We start from the raw sequence: 24,622 nt of genomic DNA on the forward strand, positions 1-24,622 counted from the left end.
TCCCGTCACCGCCCCGTCGGGGCCCCCGGGCCCGGCTGGTAACGGGGCCCCGGGCCCGCTACCAGCCGCCGTCTCCGCCGCTCCCGCCGTCGCTGCCGTCCGTCTCCGCCTCCAGGGCGAGCCGGGTGTACGGGCCGTAGACCCCCTCCGGGTCCTCGTCGATGTACTTGTACGACTGGTAGACCTCGACCGCGTGCTCGACCTTCCGGGAGTACGAGCCGTTGATCGGGCCGTTGTAGAGCCACAGTTCCCGCAGGCGCACCTGCAGCTCCTCCACCTCCGGACCCGAGGAGCCGAGGCTCAGGGTCGGCCCCTCCGCGGGCTGCGCGGTCGCGGTCGGGGTGCGGGGCGGTCCGGTGGGCTTCGTGGTCGGGGCGGCGGGAGCGCTCGTGGAGGCGGGCGCGCGGGTGCCGGCGGGGGAGGGCGAGGTGGACCTCGGGGTCCGTGAGGGGCTCGCGGAGGTCGGGGGGGAGGAGGGGGTGGTGGTCGGCGCCTCGGAGACGGCGACGTTCTCGGAGGCGCTGGTGGTGACCTCGGGCACGCCGGCCCGGTCGTCGGAGTCGTCACCGCCGATCAGCGCGGCGGCGAGGGCGGCGGTGCCGACCACGGCCGCCGCGACGACGCCCGCGATCACGGCCCCCCGGCCGCGACCCCGGCCGCGCCCCCGCCCCTCGGGGGCGTACGCGATCGTGTGCGCGGGCCCGCCGTCGTAGGGCTCGCCGACCTCGCCCTCGTACCCGGCCGCGGCCTCGGCGCCGTACCCGGCTCCGGTCCCGTACCCGGCTCCGGTCCCGTACCCGGCTCCGGTCCCGTTCGCGTACCCGGCACCGTTCGCCTGCCCGGTCCCGCCCACGTACCCGGTCCCGTCCGTGTCCGCGTATCCGTCCGCGTCCGCGTGCCCGGTCGCGGCCTCGGCGCCGTACGGGGCCCCGGGCTCGGCCCCGGCCCCGTAGGCGTACCCGGCCGGGGCCCCCGTCCCGTGCGCGGCGGTCCCGGACGCGTACGGCGTCCCCTCGTCGTACGCCACCGCCGGGTCGGTCCCGTGCAGGAGCAGCGGCATCGTCGCCGGTCCCCCATCCGGACCATCGGCGCGCGGAACATCCTCGTCCGGGCCTCCGGTGGGCGGCACCGGCGCCTGCGCCACGGGCGGCGTCACGGGCGCCACGGGCATCGGAGCCGGAGCCCCCGGCGCCCGCACCTGTGCAGGCGCATGCGTCGCCCCCTGCGTCGACCCGTGCGTCGCCCCGTATGTCGCCCCCTGCGCCGGTCGCTGCGCCGGTCGCTGCGTCGGCACCTCCGGCGGCAGCGGTCCGGCCGGCGGCCCGGCCGGCTGTCCGGTCGCCACCGGTGGCAGGAGGGCCGTTTCGGCCGCCCCGGCCGCCGAGTCCTCCGTCGCGCCCAGCGTCACGTACGGCCGGATGCGCAGCGGATCGAAGTCCTCCGCCGCCGCCACCTCGGCGGCCTGCGCCTGTGCCCGCTCACAGGCGCAGCCGGGTCTGTGTACACCGCATTCAGGACAGACGTGTCCGGACATCGTTGGGTCCCCTCCCCATTTCAACTGCGAGCGATTATGCAGTCAGCTCGCGGCGACAGGGTGAACACCTGTGCCCCTCCGCAGGCCGGAACGGGACAAACACCCCAGGATGGACCCCAGAACGGACCCAGAACGGACGCAGGACGGCCCCAGAACGGACCTGACGGAGGACGAGGAGGCGCCCATGGCCCAGGAGACACGCGTGCCGCAGGCCGGCGGCGGCCCTGTGCCGGGGGAGGGACAGAGCCGCCGCACCGTGGTCGTGGCGATCGGCGCGCTGCTGCTCGGCATGCTCCTCGCCGCACTCGACCAGACCATCGTCTCCACCGCGCTGCCGACCATCGTCAGCGAACTCGGCGGCATGGAGCACCTCTCCTGGGTCGTCACCGCCTACATGCTGGCCTCGACCGCCGCCACCCCGCTCTGGGGCAAGCTCGGCGACCAGTACGGACGAAAGAAGCTCTTCCAGGGCGCCATCGTCCTCTTCCTCATCGGCTCCGCCCTCTGCGGCATCGCCCAGGACATGCCCCAGCTCATCGCCTTCCGCGCGCTCCAGGGCCTCGGCGGCGGCGGCCTGATGGTCCTCTCGATGGCGATCGTCGGCGACCTCGTATCGCCCCGCGAACGCGGCCGCTACCAGGGCCTCTTCGGCGCGGTGTTCGGCAGCACGAGCGTGCTCGGCCCGCTGCTCGGCGGACTGTTCACCGAGCACCTGTCCTGGCGCTGGGTCTTCTACATCAACCTCCCCATCGGCATCGTGGCGCTGTTCGTCATCGCCGCCGTGCTGCACATCCCGGTCGGCACCACCCGCCACACCATCGACTACCTCGGCACCTTCCTCATCGCCTCGGCCGCCACCTGCCTGGTCCTGGTCGCCTCCCTCGGCGGCACCGCCTGGGCCTGGAACTCGCCGCAGCTCATCGGCCTCGCCGTACTCGGAGCCGTACTCCTCGTCTGGTTCGTCCAGGTCGAGCGACGGGCCGCCGAACCGGTGCTCCCCCTCAAGCTCTTCCGGATCAGGACCTTCACCCTCGTCTCCGTCATCACCTTCGTCGTCGGCTTCGCCATGTTCGGCGCGATGACCTTCCTGCCGACCTTCCTCCAGGTCGTGCAGGGCGTCAGTCCCACCATGTCCGGCGTCCACATGCTGCCGATGGTCGTCGGCGTGTTCCTCATGTCGACCACCACCGGGCAGATCGTCTCCCGCACGGGCCACTGGAAGGTCTTCCCGGTCGCCGGCACCGCCGTCACCGCGCTCGGCCTGCTGCTCCTGCACCGGCTGACCGAGACCAGCTCCACCTGGGAGATGAGCGTCTCCTTCTTCGTCTTCGGCGCCGGACTCGGCCTCGTCATCCAGGTCCTCGTCCTCGTCGTACAGAACGCCGTCCCCTATCAGGACCTCGGCGTCGCCACCTCCGGAGCCACCTTCTTCCGCTCCATCGGCGCGTCCTTCGGCGTCGCCGTCTTCGGCACGATCTTCACCAGCGGCCTCACCGACAAGCTGACGGACGCCCTCGCCGGACAGGAGGTCCCGGCCGGCGCCGGATTCACCCGACTCACCACCGACCCGCGCGCCCTCGCCGAACTCCCGCCCGAACTGCGCCCCGCCGTCCTCCACGCCTACGCCACGTCCATCACCGACGTGTTCCTCTACGCGGCGCCGGTGGTCCTCGTCGCCTTCGTCGTCGCCTGCTTCCTCAAGGAGGACCGGCTGCGCGGCTCCCTCCCCCCGCCCGACACCGGCAGGACCGTGCCCTCCGGCCCCGTCGAGCGGTCCTCGTACGACGCGCACGCCCGCGCCCTGTCCGTCCTCGGCTCCCACGAGGGCCGCAAGAAGTTCTACGAGGCGATCACCCTCCGCGCCGGGCTCGACCTGCTGCCCTCCGCGAGCTGGCTGCTGCTGCGGGTCCGCCACCACGGCGCCGTGGAGCCGGGGCGGCTCGCCGAAGCCACCTCCGTACCCCTGAGGGTGATCACCGAGGGCGCCCGGCAGCTGGAGGAACGGCACCTCGTGGCCCGGGAAGGGCTCCAACTGGCGCTCACCGAGCAGGGGACCGAGACGGCGGTACGGCTCGCCGCGGCGCGCGAGGACTCGCTGTCCGAGCTGCTGGGCGACTGGTGGGGGCCCGACCGGCCCACCGACCTCGTCCACCTGGCCGACGAGCTGACCGCCGAACTCGGCGGCCCGGACGCGGAACACCCCGGCGCACCGGAGCCGCCCCGCGACCACCGGGCCTAGGCAGACCCCGGCGAGCCGGGGCGTCCCCTAGAGCTCCTTCCCGTACCAGATGTCCATGTACGGCCCCGTGCAGTACGCCGGGATCTCCGCGTAACCGTTCCGCGAGTACAGCGCCCGCGCCTCCACCAGGTCCAAGCGCGTGTTCAGCACCATCCGGCGCGCGCCGAGCGCGCGCGCCGCGTCCTCCAGGAGTCCGAGCAGCGCCCCGGCGCCGCCCTTGCCGCGGAAGTCGTGGCGCAGGAACACCCGGGTCAGCTCGGCGCGGTCCTCGTCCAGCAGGAGCACGCCGCCGCAGCCGGCCGCCGCGCCGTCGTACCGGGCCACCAGGAACTGCCCGGTCGGCGGGGTCAGCAGCTCGGCCCCGTCGTCGGTCAGGCCCTCGTCGATCTCCTCCTCGGTCGCGGGGCGCCGCCAGTAGCGGCCCGCGACATCGCCGTAGTAGTCGCGGCGGAGGGCGGTGGCGTCCGGGGTGTCGACGCGCTCGGGGGAGAAGAACCAGGTCATGCGCGCCATTCTCGGCGCGCCCGCCCCGCGCCGCCGCCGAATTTCCGGGGGGCAGCCGCCCGTTACGCGGGGGACGCGGGGGATGCGGGGGACGCCTGCTGGACGACCTCGAAGGACCACAGCGTCGAGCCGGTCGCGGCGGGCTGGGGACGCTCGCCGCCCTCGCCTGATTCACCGCCGGAGGTGCCCTTGTGGGCGGCCTGCATCGAACCCTTCATCCAGTTCTGGAAGTCCTCCTCGCTGCGCCAGCGGGTGTACACCAGGTACTGGTCGGTGCCCTCCACCGGGCGCAGCAGCTCGAACCACTCGAAGCCGTCCGAGCCCTCGACGGCGCCGGCACGGGACGCGAAGCGCTGCTCCAGGACCTCGCGCTGCGCTGCCGGCACGGTCAGTACGTTGATCTTTACCACACTAGGCACATGACACCTCTCAGGAAGCACAGGCCGGGCGCTGCGCCGAGCCTTGATCACGTACGTGCAGTCTCGTACATCCGCCAGTCAAAGCGGCGTGAGGACGACTCGCAGGCGTCGCCCGTGGCGCAGCGCGAACGGTGCTCCTCGCTGATCGCGTCGAAGGGGTGGAGCGACGCGGGCCACTTCGAGGACGTGGGCAAGTCGGGGTGGGACCCGAGCATCCACCGTCCCGGCTTCGAAGAGATGATGACGGCTGTGCGCGGCGGGCACGTGGACGCGGTGGTCGTTTTCTCCCTGTCCCGGCTCACTCGCCGTGGCGCGCTGGAAGCCATGCGGATCATCGAGGAACTGGAGACGCACGGCGTCCGGCTGGTGAGCGTCGAAGAGCCGTACCTCGACACGTCCACCCCGGTCGGGGTCGGCATCCTCGCCATCATCGCGGGTCTGGCGCAGCAGGAGTCCGACATGAAGTCGGCGTACGTGTCCGCCACCAAGGACACGCTCCGGCGGGCCGGTAGCCATGTCTCTGGCGTCGCCCCGTACGGCTTCACTGCGGAGAGGACGACCAGCGGCAAGCTGTCCGTCGTCCGACTCGTCCCGGACCCGGTGGAAGCCCCGCACGTCCGTGACATGGCTAAGTGGGCGGCGGAAGGCATGTCTGCCTCGCAGATCGCCAAGCGATTCAACGAGGACGGCGTGCCCACGAAGGCGGAGTCCCTGGGGGAGTCGGGGGCCAAGCGCCTCGCCTCGCGCCGTGCGCGCGGAGTCTCGGAAGCCGTGGAGCGCCCCGCGTGGGTGTCGTCCACCGTCCTGCGCATCCTGCGGGACCCGCGCCTTGCGGGGTACGCGATCGAGTGGCAGGGACGGGTGCAGGCGACCAAGGACGCCGATGGCAACCCCGTCCCTGGCAAGACGGGGAAGCGCGTCATCCTGCGTGACGACGAAGGGCAGCCGGTCCAGTCGCACGAAGCGCTGATCCCCACGGAGGAGCGGTGGAAGCTTCAGGACGTATTGGACGGCCGGACACAAGTGGTCGTACGAGCGGGCCGACGCGTCCCCACTCTGCTGGCCGGACATGGACTGCTGTTCTGCGACGTCTGCGGATCGGTAATGGTGACCGACCGGCGGGCCGGGAAGTTCTACTACAAGTGCAACCGGGCCGGGGGGGTGGTCCCGGGTCATGGTGGTCTCGTCATCGGCCAGGACGCAGCGGACAGCGAGACGGCGGGGCGGGTGTGGGCTCGTCTCATGGCCATGGACCCCGACGACCCCGAAGACCTCGAATGGCTGGCCGAGGCCTCACGGCGCTTCGCCCGCCAACACGACACGTCCCAGCGAGACGCGGAACGTGCGGCGGTACGAGCCGAGTTGGAGCACGTACGGGAGTCCCGCCGCATCCTTCACGTGGACCGGCTGGCCGGCGTCTACGCCGACGAGACCGGTGCGCAGATGTTCAGGGAGTCCATGGCGCGGTTGGCTGCCCATGAGGAGCGGACGGCCGAACGGCTGGCGGAACTGGAGGCGACCGGCAACCGAAGCATTCAGATCCCCAACGAGTGGACGAGCGTGGACGGAGACCCCATCAGTGAGGGGTCGACATGGGCGGCGTGGGATCTGGAGAAGAAGCGGGAGTTCCTGGCGCTCTTCATCGACTCCGTGAGGATCGCCAAGTCCGTAGGCAGGGGCCGGAACGCGAACACACGGGACCGAGTGATCGTACGGTGGGCTGAGTCGCCGGAACCGGCGGACGCCTGATCCTGCCTGGGTGCGGTTCGCGGCCCGCTGCTGGGGAAACCCGGTGGCGGGCCGTCCGTGCTCTCTGGGGGCGCCGCCGGCTTGCTGCTCTCTCAGCGGCCGAGCGATGACGGAATGACGGTTCTCCCTACTTTTTTGATTGCACATAGAAAAATAAGAGAAAAACAGATCAGGGGCTCCACCCGTCATCCCGTCATCGCGCTATGTGCCGCTGAGGGTGAGCCACGCACACCCGGCTCGTGTGGGAGCGGGCGGTCGGGAGCCGCGACCGCGCCCGTTTGCGTGGGAGGGGTAGGCGGTGGCCCCCCTTCTGCCCTTGGGCTGCGCGTGTGGAAAGGAAAACTCTCGCATGGCTGATTGGGGCTTTTGCGCGGGGAGTTGCTGAGTGTGACGGTCGGCAGGGTGTCTATCAAACGATGGTTATTGAGACGACTCCGTTGGCCGACCCAGACTCTCGAAACCCTGTAGCAAAACCCGTCTCAGAACTCACTCAAACCGCCTGAGGTTCTGAGACGGGTTGTGTGACTGTCTCGTCATGAACACGAATACGGGTCACATGATCGGGTACGCACGCGTCAGCACGGACGACCAGGAGGCGCAGCTTCAGCTTGACGCGCTGACCGAGGCGGGCTGCGCTCGGATCTTCACCGACAAGGCGAGCGGGAAGAATGCGGATCGCCCGGAGCTTGCCGCCGCTCTCGACTATGCGCGCCCCGGTGACACGGTGTGCGTGTGGAAGCTGGACCGGTTCGCCCGTTCGCTGATCGACCTTGTGACGATGGTGGACGCGCTTGCGGCCCGGGGCATTGGCTTCAAGGTCCTCACGGGTGCCCTGGCGAGCGTTGACCCGAACACGCCGGACGTCGGCTGATGCTTCAGGTTGTCGGAGCCATGGCCGAGTTCGAGCGGGACCTGATCGAGGACCGTACGCGCGCTGGTCTGGCTGCCACCCGCGCTCAGGGGCGCACCGGAGGCCGACCGGCCGTCATGGATGCTGACAAGCTCGCTGCGGCCAAGGCGCGCCGCGCCAAGGGTGAGAGCGTCACGGCCATTGCCAAGGCGCTCGGGGTGTCCCGCGCAACGCTGTACCGGGCGCTTGCGGGCGCCGAGTAGCGCGGCTGCGAGACCCCTGCCACTCCCGGTCAGTGTGGCGGAGTGGTCGATGGTGACGTGTCAGGATGCGTTCGTGGATTGTGACGTGTGTGGTGGCGTGATGTGGCGGTGGCCGGCGCCGCCGAGTCAGTGGGAGCAGGAGATCTGGTCCTGCTCGTGGTGTCACGCTGCCACGCATGTGGGTGGCGAGTGGTTCGAGATTGCTCGACCGCCCTATCTGCCCATGGAGACGCGATGGGAGAGAGCCGTCGCGGACGGCCTTGGCGCCGACGTCTCCCACGCGTTTGGCGCCTTCGACAAGACCCTATGCGGCATTCACCTTTCCGGCATGTCTCCGTCCGACTACTTGTGGGTGCCGGACCGGGAGAACGCCTGTGGTGCCTGTCGCGCAGCAGCGGTGATCATCGATGAGCGATGGCCGCAAGCCGTGAGGGGCGAGGACGCTCGGGTGAGCATCGCGCGCTAAAGCGGCCATCCGAGAGAAGACGGTCCGTAAAGGGTCGTCGGCTCGGTGACAGCTCAGACGTGAGGGGTGGGCTCGCGAGGCTCAGCCCGCTCCCATAGTTCCTCGCCGTGCTCCGCGAACCGATCGAACATGCCCCCGCTGTTGTGGCGACGCAGGTGCAGGAGTGGTGAGTCATGGCCCACGAGCCGGGCGAGATGCGGTGTCACCAGGGCCTCGTCATCGAAGCGGAACACGGACAGGCTCACGTGGTTGATGGCGTCCAGCGGCGCGGAGACCCGCACCTCCACTCCGTCCAGCGGGCCGAGCCGGTCAACGTGCTCCAGCGTGATCCTGATGCGGGTGGAGACCGACAGGGCTACGTCCTCGATCGTCTCCCGCTGCCGGGTCACCTCTCCGTCCGGGTCTCCCACAAGGAACCGCACCCGGCATCCGGCCTCAGCTTTGCGCCGGATCGTGTCCGCGAAGTGGGGTACCTGGGTCCAGAAGAAGTAGTTCGTGTAGCCGGCGAGGAAGAGGTCCGTGTGTGCCGACTCGACAAGTTCCGTCCAGACCGTTGACGGGCACGCGGACCGATACGGGTAGCTGTGGACCAACTCGCGGTCGGTGCCGGTCTTCACGCGTTCCTGTACAGCCTTCGGCCACAACATCTCTTCGTCCACTCCCAGCGCCCGACAGGCGCCCGCTCGGTTCCTTGCGTGTGGTGTCAGATCAGCATTGCTCAGCCATCGTTCCACCTGCTTCGCGGATACCCCCACCCGGTACGCTAACTGGCGCGGGGACAAGCCTGCGTCATCCATTGCGGACTGAAGAGCGGCGTTCAAGTCAACCCCCTCGCCGTGGCCTTTTGGGCCTTCTTCGACCCTAGCGTCGAACGTCTCAACTGTCCGCTGTGTGGGCGGAGATACGTCTGCAAGGGTGGGCCACGCTCCCGCCATGACCGAACCCACGCGATACAGCACCCCGCCGATCGAGCTGCCGTTGCCTCTGGACCGGGACCCGGACCCTGTCGACGGGTGCGCGGGATGCATTGAGCTGGCCAACGTACGCTCCCGCGCCCGTGCCGGGGGCGACATGACGACCGTGTCCGACTGCAACGTCTTCATGCGGCGGCATCCCGAGGGGCACTGATGGTCACGGCTAAGGACATCGGGCAGCGCGTGGAAGACGGCGCGGGACGGGTCGGCATCCTGCGTGATGTGATCCCGGACCATGAGGACCCAGCCGCCCCGCCCGGTGAGCGCCGGAAGTGCCCTACGGCCTTCCTGTGTCCTGAAGGTGGGGGCCGCGAGTGGCTGGTCCCGCCCGATTCGGTGAAGCGCGCGTAGTGCCCCCATGCGGCCCCGTCCGGCGATGGCGAGCAAAGCAGCCGGGCGGGGCTTCTACGCTGGTCCGACCCGGGTGGACCAGGGGCAGGGGGCCTATGTGAGTGACTTGACCCATTCGTTGATCTTCACGATGCTCATGGAAGGCAGGATATGACCGGGCGGACGCGGTCACGCGGTCGACGACCCACGCGGCATGGCGGGGCCGGTCACGGGCCGGTGGCCGTACCGGCCGGTGGTGGTACGACTGGTGGTGGCCGTATGGACCGGTGGCCGCGCCCGCCGGCGGGTGACCGCGTCGGCCGGTGACCGCGTCGGCCGGTGGCCGTACGGACCGGTGACCGTGCCGGCCGGTGGCTGCTGGCCGCCCGTCGGACCGGCCGTGCGGGCTAGCTCACCACGCGGGCGATCAGCAGTCCGTCGTAGCCCTTCGTCCCGACGACCTGGAAGGCCGTGGCGTCCAACCGGGTTTCGCGGGCGACCAGTTCGAACATCTCGCGGGTGCCGGTGACCGCCGGGTCGTCCGGGTGCGGCGTGGCCACCTTGCCCGCGCGTCCGACGTTGTCGACCACGATGAGCGTGCCGGGCCGGGAGAGCTTCAGGGCCCAGGAGACGTAGTGCGGGTTGTTGACCTTGTCCGCGTCGATGAAGACGAAGTCGAACGGGCCCGCGCCCTCCTGCTCCAGGAGCGGCAGGGTGTCCAGGGCGGCGCCGGTGCGCACCTCGACGACCTTGTCGAGTCCGGCGCGGGCGAGGTTGCCGCGGGCGACCTCCGCGTGCCTGGGGTCGTACTCCAGGGTGATCAGCCGGCCGTCGGCGGGCAGTGCGCGGGCCAGCCAGATGGTGCTGTAGCCGCCGAGGGTGCCGATCTCCAGGACGTTCCTGGCGCCCTGCGCGGCGACGAGCAGGTGGAGCAGTTTGCCCTGGTTGGGGGCGACGGCGATCTCGGGCAGTCCGGCCGCCGTGGAGTCGGCGAGCGCGGCGGCGAGCGCGTCGTCGGCCGGGGCGAGCAGGTCGGTGAAGTAGCGGTCGACGGTGGTCCATTGCTCTTGGTCGTTGCTCATGGGGCCGAACGTACACCGGCCCGCGCGCGCCGTGCCCGAGCCGCGGCGAAGCCGCCCGCCGTGAGGAGCAGGAGCCCCCCGGTGACGCTGATGAGCCAGACGGGGACCTCGCCGACCGTCCACAGCCGGTCGTCCCAGATGATCTCGCGGTACGGCGTGTCGGTGGCCGCCCGGACGAGTTCGTGGTCGCCGTCGATGCGGGACGGCTCGGGGAAGGACTGGTCGACGGCGGTGAGGAACACCGGTCCCGTGCCGGTGAGTTCGGCGAGTGCGCCGGACGGTTTGCCGATCGTGCCGGCGAAGAGCACCTCGGGTCGGTCGCCGCCGATGCTGTCGCGCGGCTCCATCCGGTGTCCGGAGAGGACGAAGAGACCCAGGGACTGCGGGGTCGTGGCCAGCCGGGAGAGCCGCATCGGGTAGACGGGCCTGTCGTTGGCGAAGCTGATCCGCAGCGGGTCGAGGACGCCGTACAGCGTCTCGCCGGTCTTCTCGGGGGCGAGGCGGACGGCGACGTACTCCCACTTCCGCTCGACGTACGGGCGCAGTTCGGTCGCGAGGCGGTCGGACAGCTCGAAGCCGTTGCGGTGCAGCCAGGTGCTCAGTGCCGTCGGGTCGGTGGCGGTGAGGCGGGCCACGTCGAAGGGGCCGAGGCGCTCGCGGCCGACGACGCCGACACCCGAGCCGGCCCTCGCCGGGGGTGCGGCGGCGGCGCCGTCCACGTCCTCGTCGGCGAACGGCCAGTCGTCGCCGCGCGGCCAGAAGTAGTCGCGGTCCCGGTGCTCGGGAGCGGTGAGCCGGTCGAGCTCGTCGAAGAGCTTCGGGTCGCCGAGGGTGACGTCCGCGCGGTGCGGCACGGGCATGATCCAGGCGGCCTGGTCGGCGTCGCCGTGGACGGTGAAGCGCATGACGATCTGCTCGGTGCCGGTCCGTTCGTCCCAGCGCACGGCTGAGGTCTCCCGGTCGACGCCGATCCGCGCCATCTTGTTGGTGACCATGGCGCCGCAGCCGCAGGCGTAGGCCGGCGCGACGAGCGAGCCGAGCTGGAGCGCGAGCAGCGCGACGATCGTGGTGAGAAGTCTGTGTGTCCCCCGCATGCCTGCTCGGACGCGCAAGGGGAGCACCCGGTTCCACCGGAGGGGCGCCCGCTTCCACGGGGGTGAGCGGCCGGATCCGCCGGGAGTGAGCGCCCGGATCCTCCGGAGTTGAGCACCGGGTTCCACGGGAGGTGAGCCCGGATCCACTGGAGTTGAGCACCGTTTACACGGGAGGTGAGCGCCCGGTTCCACCGGGAGGTGCGTGGGGGGCGTCCGTGCTGGAGGTGCGTGGGGGGGGCGTCCGTGCCGGAGGTGCGTGGGGGCGTCCGTGCGGGAGGCGGGGCGTGGGCGTGGGGGTGGCGCCCCGCCTCCCCGGGCTCAGGCCACTCTGACCTGGAGCTCCTTGATGCCGTTGAGCCAGGCCGCGCGGAGGCGGCGCGGGTCGCCCGCGAGGGAGAGGTCGGGCAGTTCGTCGGCGAGCGCCTCGAAGATCAGCTCGATCTCCTTGATGGCGAGGGACTTGCCGAGGCAGAAGTGCGGTCCGCCGCCGCCGAAGCCGAGGTGCGGGTTGGGGTCGCGGGTGATGTCGAAGGTCCCGGGGTTCTCGAAGACCTCGGGGTCGTTGTTGGCGGAGGAGTAGAAGAGGCCGACGCGATCGCCCCGGCGGATCTTCTGGCCGCCGATCTCGGTGTCCTGGGTGGCGGTGCGCTGGAAGGAGACCACCGGGGTGGCCCAGCGCACGATCTCCTCGGCGGCGGTGGCCGGGCGCTCCCGCTTGTAGAGCTCCCACTGGTCGGGGTGGGTGAGGAAGGCGTGCATGCCGTGGCTGATGGCGTTGCGGGTGGTCTCGTTGCCGGCGACGGCGAGCAGCAGGACGAAGAAGCCGAACTCGTCGGAGGAGAGGTTGCCCTGGCCCTCGGCGGCGACGAGCTGGCTCACGATGTCCTTGGCGGGGCACTCCTTGCGGGTGGCGGCGAGGTTCATGGAGTAGCCGATGAGCTCCATGGCGGCCTCGGCGCCGATCTCCTCGGTGATGGCGTACTCGGGGTCGTCGTACGCGACCATCTTGTTCGACCAGTCGAAGATGCGGGCGCGGTCCTCCTGCGGTACGCCGATGAGTTCGGCGATGGCCTGGAGGGGCAGTTCGACGGCGACCTTGGTGACGAAGTCGAAGGCACCGTCGGGCCCCGCGGCCTCCTTGGCCTCCGTGACGATGGCGCGTGCGCGGTCGCGCAGCGCGGTCTCCAGGCTGCGGATGGCGCGGGGGGTGAAGCCGCGCTGCACGATCTGGCGGACCCGGCTGTGCTCGGGCGGGTCCATGTTGAGCATGATCAGCTTCTGGACCTCGATCTGGTCCCGGGTGATGTGCTCGTTGAAGCGGATGACGGCGGTGTTCTCGTTGGAGGAGAACAGCTCGGGGTGGGTGGAGACGTACTTGACGTCGGCGTGGCGGGTCACCGCCCAGTAGCCCTCGTCGGCGAAGCCGGTGACGCCGGGGGGCTGGGCGCACCACCAGACGGGGGCCGTCTGCCGCAGCTGCGCGAACTCCGGATGGGGGACGCGACTCTGGAGCAGATCGGGGTCGGTGGCGTCGAACCCTTCGGAGAGATGGGGGCAGGGCATCGGCAACACACTCCATATCTGATGGCCCATCAGAAGTTGCCGGGAAAGGTAGTAACGAGTTCTACAAGTAGCAAGGCGCGCGGCGGGAACTGTTGCGTCCCGGACCCTTGCGTACCGGCGGTAGCAGTCATAAGACTGCACTCAGAACTAGAACGCGTACTAGTTCCACGTGACGTCGACCGGCGGGGGTGCCGGGACACCCCCGCCGGGCGAGGAGAGGACGAGCTCATGGCCGCGGAACCCGTCATCGTCGAAGCCGTACGCACTCCGATCGGCAGGCGCGGAGGCGCGCTCGCCAACCTCCACCCCGCCTACCTCCTCGGCGAGACCTACCGCGAACTCCTCGGCCGCACCGGCATCCACGCCGACTGCGTCGAGCAGATCGTCGGCGGCACCGTCACCCACGCCGGCGAGCAGTCCATGAACCCCGCCCGCACCGCCTGGCTCACCATGGGCCTTCCGTACGAGACGGCCGCCACGACCGTCGACTGCCAGTGCGGATCCTCGCAGCAGGCCAGTCACATGGTGGCCAACATGGTCGCCGCCGGTGTGATCGACATCGGCATCTCCTGCGGCGTCGAGGCCATGTCCCGCGTGCCGCTGGGCTCCGGCTCGAAGCACGGCCCGGGCAAGCCGTTCCCCGACGAGTGGAACGTCGACCTGCCCAACCAGTTCGAGGCCGCCGAGCGCATCGCCCGGAAGCGCGGCCTGACCCGCGAACGCGTCGACTCCCTCGGTCTGCTCTCCCAGGAACGCGCCGCCGTCGCCTGGTCCGAGGAGCGGTTCAAGCGCGAGACCTTCGCCGTGCAGGTCCCGACGACCGAGGAGGAGCAGCACGCCGGGCAGGGCATGTGGCGGCTCGTCGACCGTGACGAGGGCCTGCGCGACACCAGCATGGAGGCCCTGGCCCGGCTCAAGCCGGTCATGCCGACGGCGATCCACACCGCCGGGAACTCCTCGCAGATCTCCGACGGCGCCTCCGCCCTCATGTGGGCCTCCAAGCGCATGGCCCGCGCCCTGAAGCTGCGGCCGCGGGCCCGGATCGTCGCCCAGGCCCTGGTCGGCGCCGATCCGCACTACCACCTCGACGGCCCCGTCGACGCGACCCGGGCGGTGCTCGGCAAGGCCGGCATGTCGCTCAAGGACATCGACCTCGTCGAGATCAACGAGGCCTTCGCGTCGGTGGTGCTGAGCTGGGCACAGGTCTTCGACCAGGACCTGGAGAAGGTCAACGTCAACGGCGGCGCCATCGCCCTCGGCCACCCCGTCGGCGCCACCGGCGCCCGGCTCATCACCACGGCCCTCCACGAACTGGAGCGCACGGACAAGGAGTTCGCGCTGATCACCATGTGCGCGGGCGGGGCGCTGGCGACCGGCACGATCATCCAGCGGCTTTAGCCGGGGTCGGGCCCAGGGCCGGGGCCGGGGTCGGGCCCGGGGTCGGGGCCGGGGTCGGGGCCGGCCCCGGGCCGTCGGCGGGGATCGGAGCGGTCTCCGGGGTCGGAGCCGTGGTCGTAGCCATGGCCGCGCAGGCCGCGCCCCCTGTCCGCGCGTCCGCGTCCGCGGCCAGCGCCGCCAGGTACTCCGCCGCCGGTACGCCCGGCCGGCTGAGGGCCGCGGCCTGGCCGGCCCACAGGTTCACGTACTCCGGCCGTTCCTGCTCCGCCGCGGCCCGGCGGATCGGCTGCATCAGTGCGTTCTGCAGCGGATACGGCGGCACGTGCTCCTCGTGAGCCGCCATGTCACGGACGAAGCGGTTCGGGATGCCGCGTGCCGTGCGGCCGGAGAACAGCCTGGTCAGCACGGTCGTGCCGGCCTCCGGGGTGCCGAGTGCGCGGCGGTGCACGGGGCTGGCGCCCGATTCGCGGGTGGCGAGGAAACCGGTGCCGATCTGGACCGCGTCGGCGCCCAGGGCGAGGGCGGCGGCGACGCCCCGCCCGTCGGCGATGCCGCCCGCCGCGATCACCGGCACCGCGACCGCGTCGGCCACCTGCGGGACCAGCGAGAACGTGCCGACCAGGGACTCCCGTACCGGCCGCAGGAACGCTCCCCGGTGCCCACCGGCGTCGCTGCCCGAGGCGACCACCGCGTGCACCCCGGCCGCTTCGAGCGCGACCGCCTCCGCGACCGTGGTCGCCGTGCCGATCAGGACGATCCCGCGCCGCCGCGCCTCCGCCGCGAGGCGGCGCGGCGGCAGCCCCATGACCAGGCTGACGGCCGGTGGGGCGGCGGCGAGGAGCGCGTCGAGCTGCGCGTCGAAGTCCGGCCGGGCCGCCGCCTCGGCGGCGGTCGGGGCGGGGACGCCGAGCTCGTCGTAGTACGGGCGGAGCCGTTCGACGTGGGCGGTGAGGTCCACGGGGGTGACGTCCTCGCCCTCCTGCGGCACCCACAGGTTCACCGCGAAGGGCCGGTCCGTCGCCGCCTTCAGCCGGGCAACGAGGGTCGTGATCGCCACCGGAGACAGGACATGGGCTCCGTACGAGCCGAGCCCGCCGCCCTCCGACACCGCGACGGCCAGCTCGACGGAGGACAGGCCGCCGCCGAACGGGCCCTGCACGACGGGCAGTTCGAGGGGGAGCAGCTCGCCGAGCCGACCGGGCCTCACGCCGCCACCTCCATCGCCGCGCGCCCCAGCGCCTGACGCAGGGCCGCACGGGCGACCCGGGCGCCCCGGTGGTGGGCGGTGCGCAGGTCCGAGTCGGCGGGGGCCTGCTCGGGGCCGAGGTCGGAGGGCGACCGGGCCGTCGCGCCGACGAAGCCGCCGAGCCGGTTGAGCTCCTCGGGGCTGCCGTCGGACGCGTAGATCCAGCCCGGCGCGAGGCCGAGGGGGACCCAGGTCATGCCGTGCTGGGCCGCGAAGACGGTCAGGGACAGGAGCGCGTTGGCCTTGTTGCCGTTGACACCGGCCGAGTTGGTGAAGCCGGCGGCGAGCTCGTCCTGCCGGCCGCGCGCCGCCCAGACCGGCGTGCCGGCCTCGGCGAACCGCTGGAAGGCGGCCGAGGTGGAGCCCATGTGGGTGGGGGAGCCGAAGGTGATCGTCTCGGCGGCGTCGAGCGCGGCCCACAGGGCGTCGTCGAGGACGGTGACGTCCAGGAGATCGGCGAGGACCCCCGGAACGGATTCCGCGCCCTCGGCCAGGGCGGCGGCCTGGCGGGCTGTGTGGCCGTAGCCGCTGTGGTGGGCGACGGCCCCGCGGATCGGGGGGAGCGAGGAGGGCGAAGGGGGCGAGGAGGGCGAAGGGGGCGAGGAGGGCGAAGGGGGCGAGGAGGGCGAAGGGGGCGAGGAGAGCGAAGGGGACGAGGAGAGCGGGGAGCGCGGGGAGAGCGAAGGCGGTGAGGGGTGCGGGGGGCGCGGGGGGCGCGAAGGGGGCGGGGATGCAGCCATGGGGCGGGCCTCCGGGGTCGCGGCGGGCTCGGTGCCCGCCGACGCCGAGGACACTAGACGACCGGTCAACTAAAAATCCAGACCCGACCGCCCCGAATGGTTGACCGCTCGTACAGTGGCGTCATGGGACGCACCAGCACGGCAAGGGAACGGCTCGTCGACGCCACCGGCGAGCTCATGCGCAGCCGCGGCTACGGCAGCCTCGGCGTCGCCGAGATCTGCGCCCGCGCGGACGTGAAGAAGGGCAGCTTCTACTACTTCTTCGAGTCCAAGCAGGCCCTGACCGTGGAGGTCGTCGACGCCTACTGGCGCGAGGAGCGGGCGACCTGGACCGCCGAGCTGGCCGCCTCCGCCCCGGCCCTGGAACGGCTGCGGAGCCTGCTCGAACTGGCCCCGGTCGTGCAGCGGCGGGGCAAGGAGGTCACCGGCACCGTCGACGGCTGCCTCCTCGGCAACCTCGCCCTGGAGCTCAGCACCCAGGAACCGGACGTCCGGGACCGCCTGGACGGGATCTTCGACGAGCAGATCGAGCTGATCGCCGGAGTGCTCGCGGAGGCGGCCGCGGAAGGCGCGATTCCTGCGGACCGGGCCGACCTCGCGGCCGCCCGGGCGGTCGTCGCCCAGCTCGAAGGGCTCGTCCTGCTCGCCAAGCTCAAGAACGACCCGGCGGTCCTGGACGCACTGTGGCCGCAGGTCAGGATGCTGCTCGGGGCGTGAGGGAGTGCGGGCGGACGTCGGAGAACGCCGCAGGCCCCGCCCCTCCGGAAGGAGGGCGGGGCCTTGCGACGTCTGTGGAGCGCTGGAGCGCGCGTCCGGCCTGCCGGCTCGCTGTTCGGCTCAGTACCAGCCGTGGGTCTGCCAGAAGGCCCAGGCGGCGTTCGGGGAGCCGTAGCGCTCGTTCATGTAGTTGAGGCCCCACTTGATCTGGGTGGCGGGGTTCGTCTTCCAGTCGGCACCGGCCGAGGCCATCTTCGAGGCCGGGAGGGCCTGGACGAGGCCGTAGGCGCCGCTGGAGGCGTTGGTCGCGGTGTGGTTCCAGCCGGACTCGTGCTCGACGATCTTGCTGAAGGACGCGAACTGCGCCGGCGGGACGATCTGGCGGGCGATCTCCTGCTCCGTGGCGGCCGAGGCCGTACCCGTCGAGCCGAGCACCGCACCGGAGGCGCCCAGGAGGACGGCGGCGGAGACGGCGAAGGTCTTCTTGCGGGAGTTGACACGAGTGGCGATCGAGCGGAACAAAACGTCATACCTAACGTCGGGGGCAAAGGTCGCGCCAGGCGTTTTCGGCATGCCGGAACCAGGGCCCGGGAGTCCCGGGAACTGGGGGGAACCGGCCTGCCGTGGTGCTGCGCTGAGCACCGGCTGCCTGGCGACGTCCACCAGACAAACAGGCCTGGCGCGGCGACGCAACGACCCCCTGTACGAGGTTGGTTCGGACAGTGCCCGGAGGTCCCGATACCGTCCCGGACCCTGTTTCCGCAGGTCAAATCGCCGTATGGGGTGATTTGACCGCCCTGTCCGGTCTCCTATTTCCCTTCGTAAGTGACCTGGGTCCTATGAGGCGCCTCACCCCGGAGGGCCCTCCCAGGGCCCTCGAATGTGACCTGGGCCTCGAAGTTCGCGCGCCGGGTCGCCCGCCGCAGCGCCTTCAGGAGGGCGCCGCCCACGGTCAGGGTGAGGACAACGGTGAGGACGGCGCGGCCCAGGTCCCAGCCGAGCGACGTCGTCGCCACGAACGCGAGGAAGCGCACCAGGTTCTCGTGCGCCGGATCCCCCGGTACGAAGAAGATCCCGCCCGCCTCGGGCACGCGGCCGCCGCCGACCGTCACCCACCCGTACAGATTGGTGACCGTGCCGTACGCGAACGCCGCCACGAAGCCGTACGCGGACAGCACCAGCAGCTCGGCCCGGCCCCGGAGGCCCGCCGGCAGCAGTCCGGCGCCCATCGCGAACCAGCCCATCGCCAGCATCTGCGTCGGCATCCACGGCCCGACCCCACCCGTGAGCAGGGCGGACGCGAACATCGTCACCGCGCCCAGCACGAAGCCGAAGCCCGGCCCTAGGACCCGGCCGCTCAGCACCATCAGGAAGAACATCGGCTCCAGACCCGCCGTGCCCGCCCCCAGCGGCCGCAGGGCCGCCCCCACGGCGGCCAGCACCCCCAGCATCGCCACCGCCTTCGCGTCCATGCCGCAGTCGGCGATCGTCGCCACGACGACCGCGATGAGGAGAGGAAGGAGAAGGGCGAAGAACCACGGCGCGTCGGCGGCGTGGTCGGTCAGCGCGGAACCGGCGTCGGCGAAGAGGGGCCAGCCGATGGCGACGAGCCCCACGGCGGAGACGAGGACGAGAGCGGCGACGGAGCGGGGCCCCAGCCGGATCGGCCGGCCGGCCGCCCTCACAGCGCGCCCTCCCGTGCCTTCGCCACCTGCTCGACGGTCAGCCACGGCTCCGGCGCGAGGATCTTCGCCACCTGAGGGGAGAAGGCGGGCGAGGACACGACCACCTCGGCCGTCGGGCCGTCCGCGACGACCTCACCGCCCGCGACGATCACCACACGGTGCGCGAGCTCCGCCGCCAGCTCCACGTCGTGCGTGGCGAGCACGATGGCGTGCCCGTCGGCGGCGAGGCCGCGCAGGTGGGTGACCAGGCGGGCCTTCGCCGCGTAGTCCAGACCGCGGGTCGGCTCGTCGAGCAGGAGCAGCGGCGGGCGGGCGGTCAGGACCACGGCGAGCGCGAGCGCGAGCCGCTGCCCCTCCGACAGGTCGCGGGGGTGCGTCTCGTCCGCGACCCCCGGCAGCAGCTGCGACACCAGCGCCCGGCAGCTCCCCGGCTCGGCCCCCGCGTCCGCGTCCGCCGCGGCGCACTCGGCCGCGACGGTGTCCGCGTACAGCAGGTCCCGCGGTTCCTGCGGCACGAGCCCGACCTGGCGGATCAGCGCGCGCGGATCCGTGTCGTGCGGCACGAGACCGGCGACGCGCACCGTTCCGGACGTGGGCGCGATCATGCCGACCAGCGTGCCGAGCAAGGTCGACTTGCCGGCCCCGTTGCGTCCCATGAGGGCGACCGTCTCCCCGGCCTCGACCCGCAGGTCGACATGCCGCAGCGCCTCGACGCGGCCGCGACGGACGGCCAGGCGGTCGGCGTGGACGAGGGGGGCGGTGACGGACGCGGGCCCGGGGGAGGTGCGGCGCCGTCGGAAGAGGGACCTTCCCCCGCCCCGCCCCTTCCCGGGACCGGGACTCCGCCCCGGACCCCGTACGGCGGAGGGCTCGGGGCCCGGGACGGGCGCGAGCGCGGGGCAGGCGGCGGCGTCCGCGACACCCGGTGCGAAGGCCGGGCCCCCGGACCCTGCGCCGGGCGTGGCTCCGGGGGCGGCGCCCCCGGTTTCCGCGTACGCGCCCTCGGGCCCCGGAGCGGGTGTGGTGCCGGCGCGCGTGCCCCCGGTTCGTGGGGGCGGCGGCAGGTGTGCCGCCGGGGTCCGACCGGCCAGTCGCTCCTTCAGCGGGCCCGCCGCGCGTCGCGCGTCGCGGACCGTCAGCGGAAGGGGACGCCAGTCGGCCAGCCGCCCCAGGGCGACCACCGGAGGGTGGACGGGGGACACGGCCATCACGTCGGCGGGCGGGCCCATCGTCGCCTCCGGCAGGAGCAGGACCTGGTCCGCGTACTGGACCACCCGCTCCAGGCGGTGCTCCGCCATGAGGACCGTCGTGCCCAGGTCGTGGACCAGACGCTGCAGGACGGCCAGGACGTCCTCCGCGGCCGAGGGGTCGAGCGCCGACGTCGGCTCGTCGAGGACGAGGACCTTGGGGTGCGGGGTGAGGACCGAGCCGATCGCGACGCGTTGCTGCTGACCGCCGGACAGGGTGGCGATCGGGCGGTCGCGCAGTTCGGCGAGACCGAGGAGGTCCAGCGTCTCCTCGACCCGGCGGCGCATCACGGAGGGCGCGAGCCCCAGCGACTCCATGCCGTACGCGAGCTCGTCCTCGACCGTGTCGGTGACGAAGTGGGCGAGCGGGTCCTGCCCCACCGTGCCCACCAGGTCGGCGAGCTCGCGCGGCGGGTGGCTGCGCGTGTCCCGCCCGTCGACCGTGACCCGGCCCCTCAGCGTGCCGCCCGTGAAGTGCGGGACGAGCCCGGACACGGCGCCGAGCAGGGTCGACTTGCCGACACCGGACGGCCCGACGAGCAGCACCAGCTCGCCCTCGGGCACGGTCAGGTCGACGTCCTTCAGCGTGGGCCCGGCCGCGCCGTCGTACGTCACCGACACGTTCTCGAAGCGGATCACGGGCGGTGACTCTCCTTGGGTACGGGGGCCACGAAGGCCGGCAGCAGCCCCAGCAGCACGGACGCCGCCGGCCACACCGGCAGCTCGGGCGCCTCCAGGGGGACGACTCCGGGGTGCATCGCCCCGGGCACGGTCGCGCCCGTCAGGATCACCAGCACGGCCACCGCCACTCCCGAACCGGCGACCAGCCACGCCCGCACGCCCCACCGGTCCGGCCGGTAGCGGGTACGCACCGTCCGCCGGCCGCCCAGCCGCAGCCCACCGACGGCCGCGAGGACACCGGCCACGAGCAGCGGCAGCCCGTAACCCGCGCCCTGCGCGGCGAGCAGCCCGTACGAGCCGGCGCACACCCCGAGCAGGCCGCCGAGGGTCAGGACGTCCGTCGTACGCCGCACCGCGGGCGGCACCTGCGCCGTGCGCCCGTAACCGCGGGCGTCCATCGAGGCGGCCACCGCCACCGAGCGCTCCAGGGCGCCCTCCAGGACCGGCAGGCCGATCTGGAGCACGGCCCGCACGCCGCCCGTGGGACGCCCGCGGAGCCGGCGGGCCGTGCGCAGCCGCACCACGTCGGCGACGAGGTTCGGCGCGAAGGTCATCGCGACGACGACCGCGACCCCGGCCTCGTACAGCGCGCCCGGCAGCGACTTGAGCAGCCGCGCCGGGTTGGCGAGGGCGTTCGCCGCGCCCACGCAGATGAGGAGCGCCGCCAGCTTCAGTCCGTCGTACAGCGCGAAGACCAGCTGCTCCGCGGTGACGCGCCCGCCGATCCGGATGCCCTGCATCCAGTCGGGCAGCGGCACCTCGGGCAGCGTGAAGAGCACGTGGAAGCCGGGGATCGGCGAGCCGAGGAGCAGCGAGAACACGACGCGCAGGGCGACGACGAACAGCCCGAGCTTCACGAACGCGCCGTACGAGCGGGCCCAGGGCGCGTCGGTACGGCGGGCCGCGACGACGTAACCGGCGACGCCGACGACCAGCCCGAGGAGGAGGGGGTTGGTGGTGCGCGAGGCGGCCACGGCGAGCCCCAGCGCCCAGAGCCACCAGGCGCCGGGGTGCAGGGCGTTGGACCGGTTCGCCTCGGGCGCGCGCAGGCGGGAGACGCGGCGCCCGGCACCGCCGGCCCCGGCGGGGCGGTCGGCCCTGACGGGCCGGTCATCCCTGGGGGGTCGGCCGGCACCGCCGGGACGGGCGGGGCGGTGCCGCGCCGCGGTCGGGCCCGGTGCCGAGGTCCGCCCCGCCGTGGTCGGCGCGTCGTGCAGGGCCGTCCGGCCCCGCGTGGTGGGCGTGCCGGGTTCGGCTTCCCGGCCTCGTACGGTCGCCGCGACGCCGCAGGCGCCCACGCGGTCTCGCGGGGTCGGCGCGTCGGGCCCGGTTTCCGTGCCTTGCCCGGGCGTCGTGCCGTGTCCGGCCGTCGTGTCGTGGTCCGTCGCCGGGACCGCCGCCGTCGCCGCCTCGCGGGCGTGCGGTCCGGCCCCCGGGTTCGGTCGGTCCTCCGTCGTCATCCGCGACGGCGGCGGGCCTGCACGACGCCGGCCGTGCCGAGGAGGAGCACCGCGGCGCCGCCCACGACGAGGCCCACGGACGGGCCGTCCGAACCAGAGCCGGAGTCCGAGGCGGTGCCCGTCCCGGCCGCGCGCGTCGCCGACGGCTTCGCCGTAGCGCTCGGCTGCTCCTCCGGCAGGGCGACCTGCTCCCCGCAACCCTTCGCCGGGTAGCCCGCGATGCCGCAGAGCAGCGCGTTGCTGTCGTAGCGCAGCGGCTTGGCGACGGCCGCCAGCGCCTCCGCGGCGGTGGCGTCCTCGCGGACCTCGGGGCAGCCGACCTCGAGGACCGGCTTCGGCGGGGTCTCGCCGGGCGGGGCGTCCGTCGGGCCGCCGAAGTCGACGACGACCGCGACCCGCTTCGTCCCGTCCTTCTTCGCCACGCCCGTGCAGATCGTCGCGAAGTCCGGCGCCGTGGACGGCCGGCTCGCGTCGCTGGAGTCCTTGCTGACCGCGAAGCGGAAGCCGATGACGTCGCCGTCGGCGGGCCGGGCCGTCGCCGGACCCTGGGTGGCGTAACCCCACTCCTTGCCCTGGTTCTCCCAGAAGGACCAGTAGCGGTAGCCCGCGGCCTCGGCCGGCGCCGCCACGGCGAGCGTCAGGAACGCGGCGCCCAGGCCGGCGGCGAGCCCGCTCGGGGCGAGCCTGCTCGGCGCGCGCCCGCCCGACGCCGGCCTGCGCAGCGGGCTCACTTCTTGCGGCCGCTCAGGAGGAAGCCGATGCCGACGCCGACGACCATGCCGATGCCGATGATCCACCACACGTCGAAGCCGGACTCGTCGTCGGCGGCGCCGGCGGAGGCCTGCGAGTTGTCGGGCGCCTTGGGGGCGGGGCCGGTGGCGTTCAGCTGCTCCAGGAGGTCGGCCTTGCCGAAGCTGCGCGGGTCGGTGTCCATGGCGTGGGCGGCGAACACCAGCTGGGCGTAGGCGGCGGGCCCGCTGGACCTGGCCCAGGTGGCGGAGTTGTTCTCCAGCCAGGTGAGCGCGCCGGTGGCCTCCTTCCTCGCCCCGGCGGCGGCGAGCGCCACGACCGCGTCGGCGGTGTTGCCGTAGTCGGGCAGCTCGGCGGTCTCGGCCGCGCCGGGCATCGGCGGGGCGGTGAGGTGGCCGGTCCCGGCGAGCTGCGCCGCGAGGTAGGAGGCGCCGTTGAGGGCGGCCCGCTCGGCGGTCGGCTTCGGCAGGTCGGTGCAGGCCGGCGGCTGCTGGGGCTGCGCGCCGCGGGCGGTGATGCCCTTGCCGAGCCCGGCGAGGGTCGCCGCGGCGGTGGCGTCGGCGTTCGCGAGGAGCTTGCCGTTCTTGTCGGGCTGGTAGGCGAAGGCGCCGGCGCCGCCGTCCTTCTCGGTGCAGGGCAGGGCGAAGGTGAGCAGCGCGTCGTACGGGGTCTTGCCGCCGGCGGACGTCACGGCGCCGGGCCGGACGCCGGCGGAGGCGAAGGAGCCGACCACGATCGCGGTGGAGTTCGCGTCGCTGGGGCCGCCGGGTACGTAGCTCCAGCCGCCGTCCTTGTTCTGGACGCTCTTCAGCCAGTCGGCGCCCGCCTTGGCGGCCTTCTCGGTCTTCGCCGGGTCGGCGGACTGGCGCTTCACCGCGGTGAGCGCCTGCACGGCGACGGCGGTGGCGTTGCTGTCGAGCATCGTCCTGGCGTCGCAGGCCTTGGCCGGGTCGGGTCGGTAGGAGGCGAAGGCGCCGTTGGCGCACTGCTGGCCGAGCAGCCAGTCGACGGCCTGGTCGGCGGGCTGGATGCCGGAGCTGCGCTGGGCGAGGAAGGCCAGCGACTGGCGCCAGACGCCGTCGTAGGTCGGGTCCGTGGTGCCGTACAGCCCGGCCGGGATCTTGGCCGGCGAGGGGGTCGGCGAGGGCGCGGCGGCGGCCACTCCGGCGGCGGTGGTGCTGAGCACGGCACCGGCCGCGAGTGCGGCGGCGGCGCGGCGAACGCTGATCATGGGTCCCTCTCCTGCGGGCACCGGAAACCGGCACCCCGGGGGGCCGGCCTCCGGCGCCGTATTCCTCGACGGTGCCGGCGCTCACGTCCCGTACCGGGCGTTCCGACTCGCCGCCCGGCAGGGCGGCTCACGGCTTGGGGCGTCCCCTGCTCGGGCGAAGCCGAGAGCTTGGGGAAGGGGCAGTGCCGGATTCCCACCGGCTTCCCCCCCGTACGGGCATGACGACGACCGCCGAGTCTACCGGCCGGTCCCTCCCCACTCCCGGAGCCGTACGTCACACCGCCCGCACCGCACCGCTCGCACCGCACCGCCCGCGCCGCACCGCTCGCTCAGACCGCCGTATCGCGCGGCCCACGCGAACGCCCCGCGTCCCACCGCCGCGCCTCACGCCCGCGTCGCA

Annotated in this window: 22 protein-coding genes; 7 read left to right on the plus strand and 15 right to left on the minus strand. The window is 72.7% G+C overall.

All coding sequences use genetic code 11. The annotated features are described in order from the left end of the window. Positions 1-58 precede the first annotated feature (58 nt). Positions 59-1,060 carry a peptidoglycan-binding domain-containing protein gene (locus AB0M16_RS13535; RefSeq protein ID WP_365342154.1) on the minus strand — a complete coding sequence of 334 codons (1,002 nt, stop codon included), beginning with the start codon at positions 1,058-1,060 and terminating at the stop codon, positions 59-61. 658 nt (positions 1,061-1,718) lie between these two features. On the opposite strand from AB0M16_RS13535, the gene AB0M16_RS13540 reads away from it, so the two are divergent. Continuing rightward, entirely contained in the window at positions 1,719-3,773 is a 2,055-nt protein-coding gene (locus tag AB0M16_RS13540; protein ID WP_365342156.1) for an MFS transporter, read from the plus strand. A 27-nt stretch (positions 3,774-3,800) separates the two neighbouring features. Here the strand turns inward: AB0M16_RS13540 and AB0M16_RS13545 are convergent, their stop codons facing one another. After that, on the minus strand, positions 3,801-4,286 hold the full coding sequence (locus tag AB0M16_RS13545; RefSeq protein ID WP_365342158.1) for a GNAT family N-acetyltransferase: 486 nt from the start codon (positions 4,284-4,286) through the stop codon (positions 3,801-3,803). A gap of 53 nt (positions 4,287-4,339) precedes the next feature. Beyond that, positions 4,340-4,696 carry an antibiotic biosynthesis monooxygenase gene (locus AB0M16_RS13550; protein WP_365342160.1) on the minus strand — a complete coding sequence of 119 codons (357 nt, stop codon included), beginning with the start codon at positions 4,694-4,696 and terminating at the stop codon, positions 4,340-4,342. On the opposite strand from AB0M16_RS13550, the gene AB0M16_RS13555 reads away from it, so the two are divergent. The 3 genes from AB0M16_RS13555 (at position 4,697) to AB0M16_RS13565 (ending at position 7,558) form a co-directional block, all read left to right on the plus strand. Further along, positions 4,697-6,445 (plus strand): recombinase family protein, encoded by a 1,749-nt coding sequence (locus AB0M16_RS13555; RefSeq protein WP_365342163.1) that lies wholly within the window; start codon positions 4,697-4,699, stop codon positions 6,443-6,445. A gap of 535 nt (positions 6,446-6,980) precedes the next feature. Beyond that, on the plus strand, positions 6,981-7,316 hold the full coding sequence (locus AB0M16_RS13560; RefSeq protein WP_365342165.1) for a recombinase family protein: 336 nt from the start codon (positions 6,981-6,983) through the stop codon (positions 7,314-7,316). Positions 7,317-7,336: 20 nt separating this feature from the next. Further along, positions 7,337-7,558: a helix-turn-helix domain-containing protein gene (locus AB0M16_RS13565; RefSeq protein ID WP_365342167.1), complete on the plus strand. Its 222-nt coding sequence runs from the start codon at positions 7,337-7,339 to the stop codon at positions 7,556-7,558. A 519-nt stretch (positions 7,559-8,077) separates the two neighbouring features. Here the strand turns inward: AB0M16_RS13565 and AB0M16_RS13570 are convergent. Beyond that, entirely contained in the window at positions 8,078-8,671 is a 594-nt protein-coding gene (locus tag AB0M16_RS13570) for an XRE family transcriptional regulator (RefSeq protein ID WP_365342351.1), read from the minus strand. Positions 8,672-8,957: 286 nt separating this feature from the next. Between AB0M16_RS13570 and AB0M16_RS13575 the strand changes: the two genes are divergently transcribed. Beyond that, positions 8,958-9,152, plus strand: a complete 195-nt coding sequence (locus AB0M16_RS13575; RefSeq protein ID WP_365342169.1) for a hypothetical protein — start codon at positions 8,958-8,960, stop codon at positions 9,150-9,152. Between the two features lie 583 nt (positions 9,153-9,735). On the opposite strand, the gene AB0M16_RS13580 is transcribed toward AB0M16_RS13575, so the two are convergent. The 3 genes from AB0M16_RS13580 to AB0M16_RS13590 all read right to left on the minus strand — a co-directional run bounded on the left by AB0M16_RS13580 (position 9,736) and on the right by AB0M16_RS13590 (position 13,067). Beyond that, the gene (locus AB0M16_RS13580; RefSeq protein WP_365342171.1) at positions 9,736-10,410 is read right to left on the minus strand and encodes an O-methyltransferase; all 675 of its coding nucleotides are present in this window, start codon (positions 10,408-10,410) and stop codon (positions 9,736-9,738) included. Continuing rightward, complete coding sequence (locus tag AB0M16_RS13585; RefSeq protein WP_365342173.1) at positions 10,407-11,504, minus strand: DUF2330 domain-containing protein; 1,098 nt, start codon at positions 11,502-11,504, stop codon at positions 10,407-10,409. Before AB0M16_RS13585 ends, AB0M16_RS13580 begins: the two co-directional genes overlap by 4 nt. Positions 11,505-11,822: 318 nt before the next feature. Continuing rightward, a complete protein-coding gene (locus tag AB0M16_RS13590) occupies positions 11,823-13,067 on the minus strand; it encodes a cytochrome P450 (protein ID WP_365342175.1) in 1,245 nt (414 codons plus the stop codon). Between the two features lie 228 nt (positions 13,068-13,295). Between AB0M16_RS13590 and AB0M16_RS13595 the strand changes: the two genes are divergently transcribed. Beyond that, a complete protein-coding gene (locus AB0M16_RS13595; protein WP_365342177.1) occupies positions 13,296-14,465 on the plus strand; it encodes a steroid 3-ketoacyl-CoA thiolase in 1,170 nt (389 codons plus the stop codon). On the opposite strand, the gene AB0M16_RS13600 is transcribed toward AB0M16_RS13595, so the two are convergent. Together AB0M16_RS13600 and AB0M16_RS13605 are read right to left on the minus strand one after the other, a co-directional pair. Beyond that, positions 14,449-15,672 carry a nitronate monooxygenase gene (locus AB0M16_RS13600; RefSeq protein WP_365342179.1) on the minus strand — a complete coding sequence of 408 codons (1,224 nt, stop codon included), beginning with the start codon at positions 15,670-15,672 and terminating at the stop codon, positions 14,449-14,451. The two genes, AB0M16_RS13595 and AB0M16_RS13600, sit on opposite strands and share 17 nt — an antisense overlap. Next, entirely contained in the window at positions 15,669-16,451 is a 783-nt protein-coding gene (locus AB0M16_RS13605; protein ID WP_365342181.1) for a flavodoxin family protein, read from the minus strand. The genes AB0M16_RS13600 and AB0M16_RS13605 overlap by 4 nt, the downstream gene beginning before the upstream one ends. A gap of 123 nt (positions 16,452-16,574) precedes the next feature. On the opposite strand from AB0M16_RS13605, the gene AB0M16_RS13610 reads away from it, so the two are divergent. Then, positions 16,575-17,168 (plus strand): TetR/AcrR family transcriptional regulator, encoded by a 594-nt coding sequence (locus AB0M16_RS13610; RefSeq protein ID WP_365342183.1) that lies wholly within the window; start codon positions 16,575-16,577, stop codon positions 17,166-17,168. Between the two features lie 120 nt (positions 17,169-17,288). Here AB0M16_RS13610 and AB0M16_RS13615 read toward each other — a convergent pair whose 3' ends face one another. From AB0M16_RS13615 to AB0M16_RS13640, 6 genes are all read right to left on the minus strand, one after another. Next, entirely contained in the window at positions 17,289-17,690 is a 402-nt protein-coding gene (locus AB0M16_RS13615; protein ID WP_365342185.1) for a transglycosylase SLT domain-containing protein, read from the minus strand. A 287-nt stretch (positions 17,691-17,977) separates the two neighbouring features. Continuing rightward, entirely contained in the window at positions 17,978-18,853 is an 876-nt protein-coding gene (locus tag AB0M16_RS13620; RefSeq protein WP_365342187.1) for an ECF transporter S component, read from the minus strand. Next, positions 18,850-20,739 (minus strand): ATP-binding cassette domain-containing protein, encoded by a 1,890-nt coding sequence (locus AB0M16_RS13625; protein ID WP_365342189.1) that lies wholly within the window; start codon positions 20,737-20,739, stop codon positions 18,850-18,852. The genes AB0M16_RS13620 and AB0M16_RS13625 overlap by 4 nt, the downstream gene beginning before the upstream one ends. Continuing rightward, positions 20,736-21,830: an energy-coupling factor transporter transmembrane component T gene (locus AB0M16_RS13630; protein WP_365342353.1), complete on the minus strand. Its 1,095-nt coding sequence runs from the start codon at positions 21,828-21,830 to the stop codon at positions 20,736-20,738. Before AB0M16_RS13630 ends, AB0M16_RS13625 begins: the two co-directional genes overlap by 4 nt. Before the next feature lie 407 nt (positions 21,831-22,237). Then, entirely contained in the window at positions 22,238-22,972 is a 735-nt protein-coding gene (locus tag AB0M16_RS13635; protein ID WP_365342192.1) for an SCO2322 family protein, read from the minus strand. Beyond that, positions 22,969-24,222: a prenyltransferase/squalene oxidase repeat-containing protein gene (locus tag AB0M16_RS13640; RefSeq protein ID WP_365342193.1), complete on the minus strand. Its 1,254-nt coding sequence runs from the start codon at positions 24,220-24,222 to the stop codon at positions 22,969-22,971. The genes AB0M16_RS13635 and AB0M16_RS13640 overlap by 4 nt, the downstream gene beginning before the upstream one ends. Between the last annotated feature and the right edge of the window lie 400 nt (positions 24,223-24,622).

It is taken from the genome of Streptomyces sp. NPDC051921, assembly GCF_040680975.1.
Classification (GTDB): Bacteria; Actinomycetota; Actinomycetes; order Streptomycetales; family Streptomycetaceae; genus Streptomyces.

Excerpts from the sequence above, each read along its gene's own strand:
- AB0M16_RS13535 (WP_365342154.1), bottom strand. The coding sequence starts at position 1,060 with ATGCCGCTGCTCCTGCACGGGACCGACCCGGCGGTGGCGTACGACGAG.
- AB0M16_RS13540 (WP_365342156.1), top strand. The coding sequence starts at position 1,719 with ATGGCCCAGGAGACACGCGTGCCGCAGGCCGGCGGCGGCCCTGTGCCG.
- AB0M16_RS13545 (WP_365342158.1), bottom strand. The coding sequence starts at position 4,286 with ATGGCGCGCATGACCTGGTTCTTCTCCCCCGAGCGCGTCGACACCCCG.
- AB0M16_RS13555 (WP_365342163.1), top strand. The coding sequence starts at position 4,697 with ATGACACCTCTCAGGAAGCACAGGCCGGGCGCTGCGCCGAGCCTTGAT.
- AB0M16_RS13560 (WP_365342165.1), top strand. The coding sequence starts at position 6,981 with ATGAACACGAATACGGGTCACATGATCGGGTACGCACGCGTCAGCACG.
- AB0M16_RS13565 (WP_365342167.1), top strand. The coding sequence starts at position 7,337 with ATGGCCGAGTTCGAGCGGGACCTGATCGAGGACCGTACGCGCGCTGGT.
- AB0M16_RS13570 (WP_365342351.1), bottom strand. The coding sequence starts at position 8,671 with ATGTTGTGGCCGAAGGCTGTACAGGAACGCGTGAAGACCGGCACCGAC.
- AB0M16_RS13575 (WP_365342169.1), top strand. The coding sequence starts at position 8,958 with ATGACCGAACCCACGCGATACAGCACCCCGCCGATCGAGCTGCCGTTG.
- AB0M16_RS13580 (WP_365342171.1), bottom strand. The coding sequence starts at position 10,410 with ATGAGCAACGACCAAGAGCAATGGACCACCGTCGACCGCTACTTCACC.
- AB0M16_RS13585 (WP_365342173.1), bottom strand. The coding sequence starts at position 11,504 with ATGCGGGGGACACACAGACTTCTCACCACGATCGTCGCGCTGCTCGCG.
- AB0M16_RS13590 (WP_365342175.1), bottom strand. The coding sequence starts at position 13,067 with ATGCCCTGCCCCCATCTCTCCGAAGGGTTCGACGCCACCGACCCCGAT.
- AB0M16_RS13595 (WP_365342177.1), top strand. The coding sequence starts at position 13,296 with ATGGCCGCGGAACCCGTCATCGTCGAAGCCGTACGCACTCCGATCGGC.
- AB0M16_RS13605 (WP_365342181.1), bottom strand. The coding sequence starts at position 16,451 with ATGGCTGCATCCCCGCCCCCTTCGCGCCCCCCGCGCCCCCCGCACCCC.
- AB0M16_RS13610 (WP_365342183.1), top strand. The coding sequence starts at position 16,575 with ATGGGACGCACCAGCACGGCAAGGGAACGGCTCGTCGACGCCACCGGC.
- AB0M16_RS13640 (WP_365342193.1), bottom strand. The coding sequence starts at position 24,222 with ATGATCAGCGTTCGCCGCGCCGCCGCCGCACTCGCGGCCGGTGCCGTG.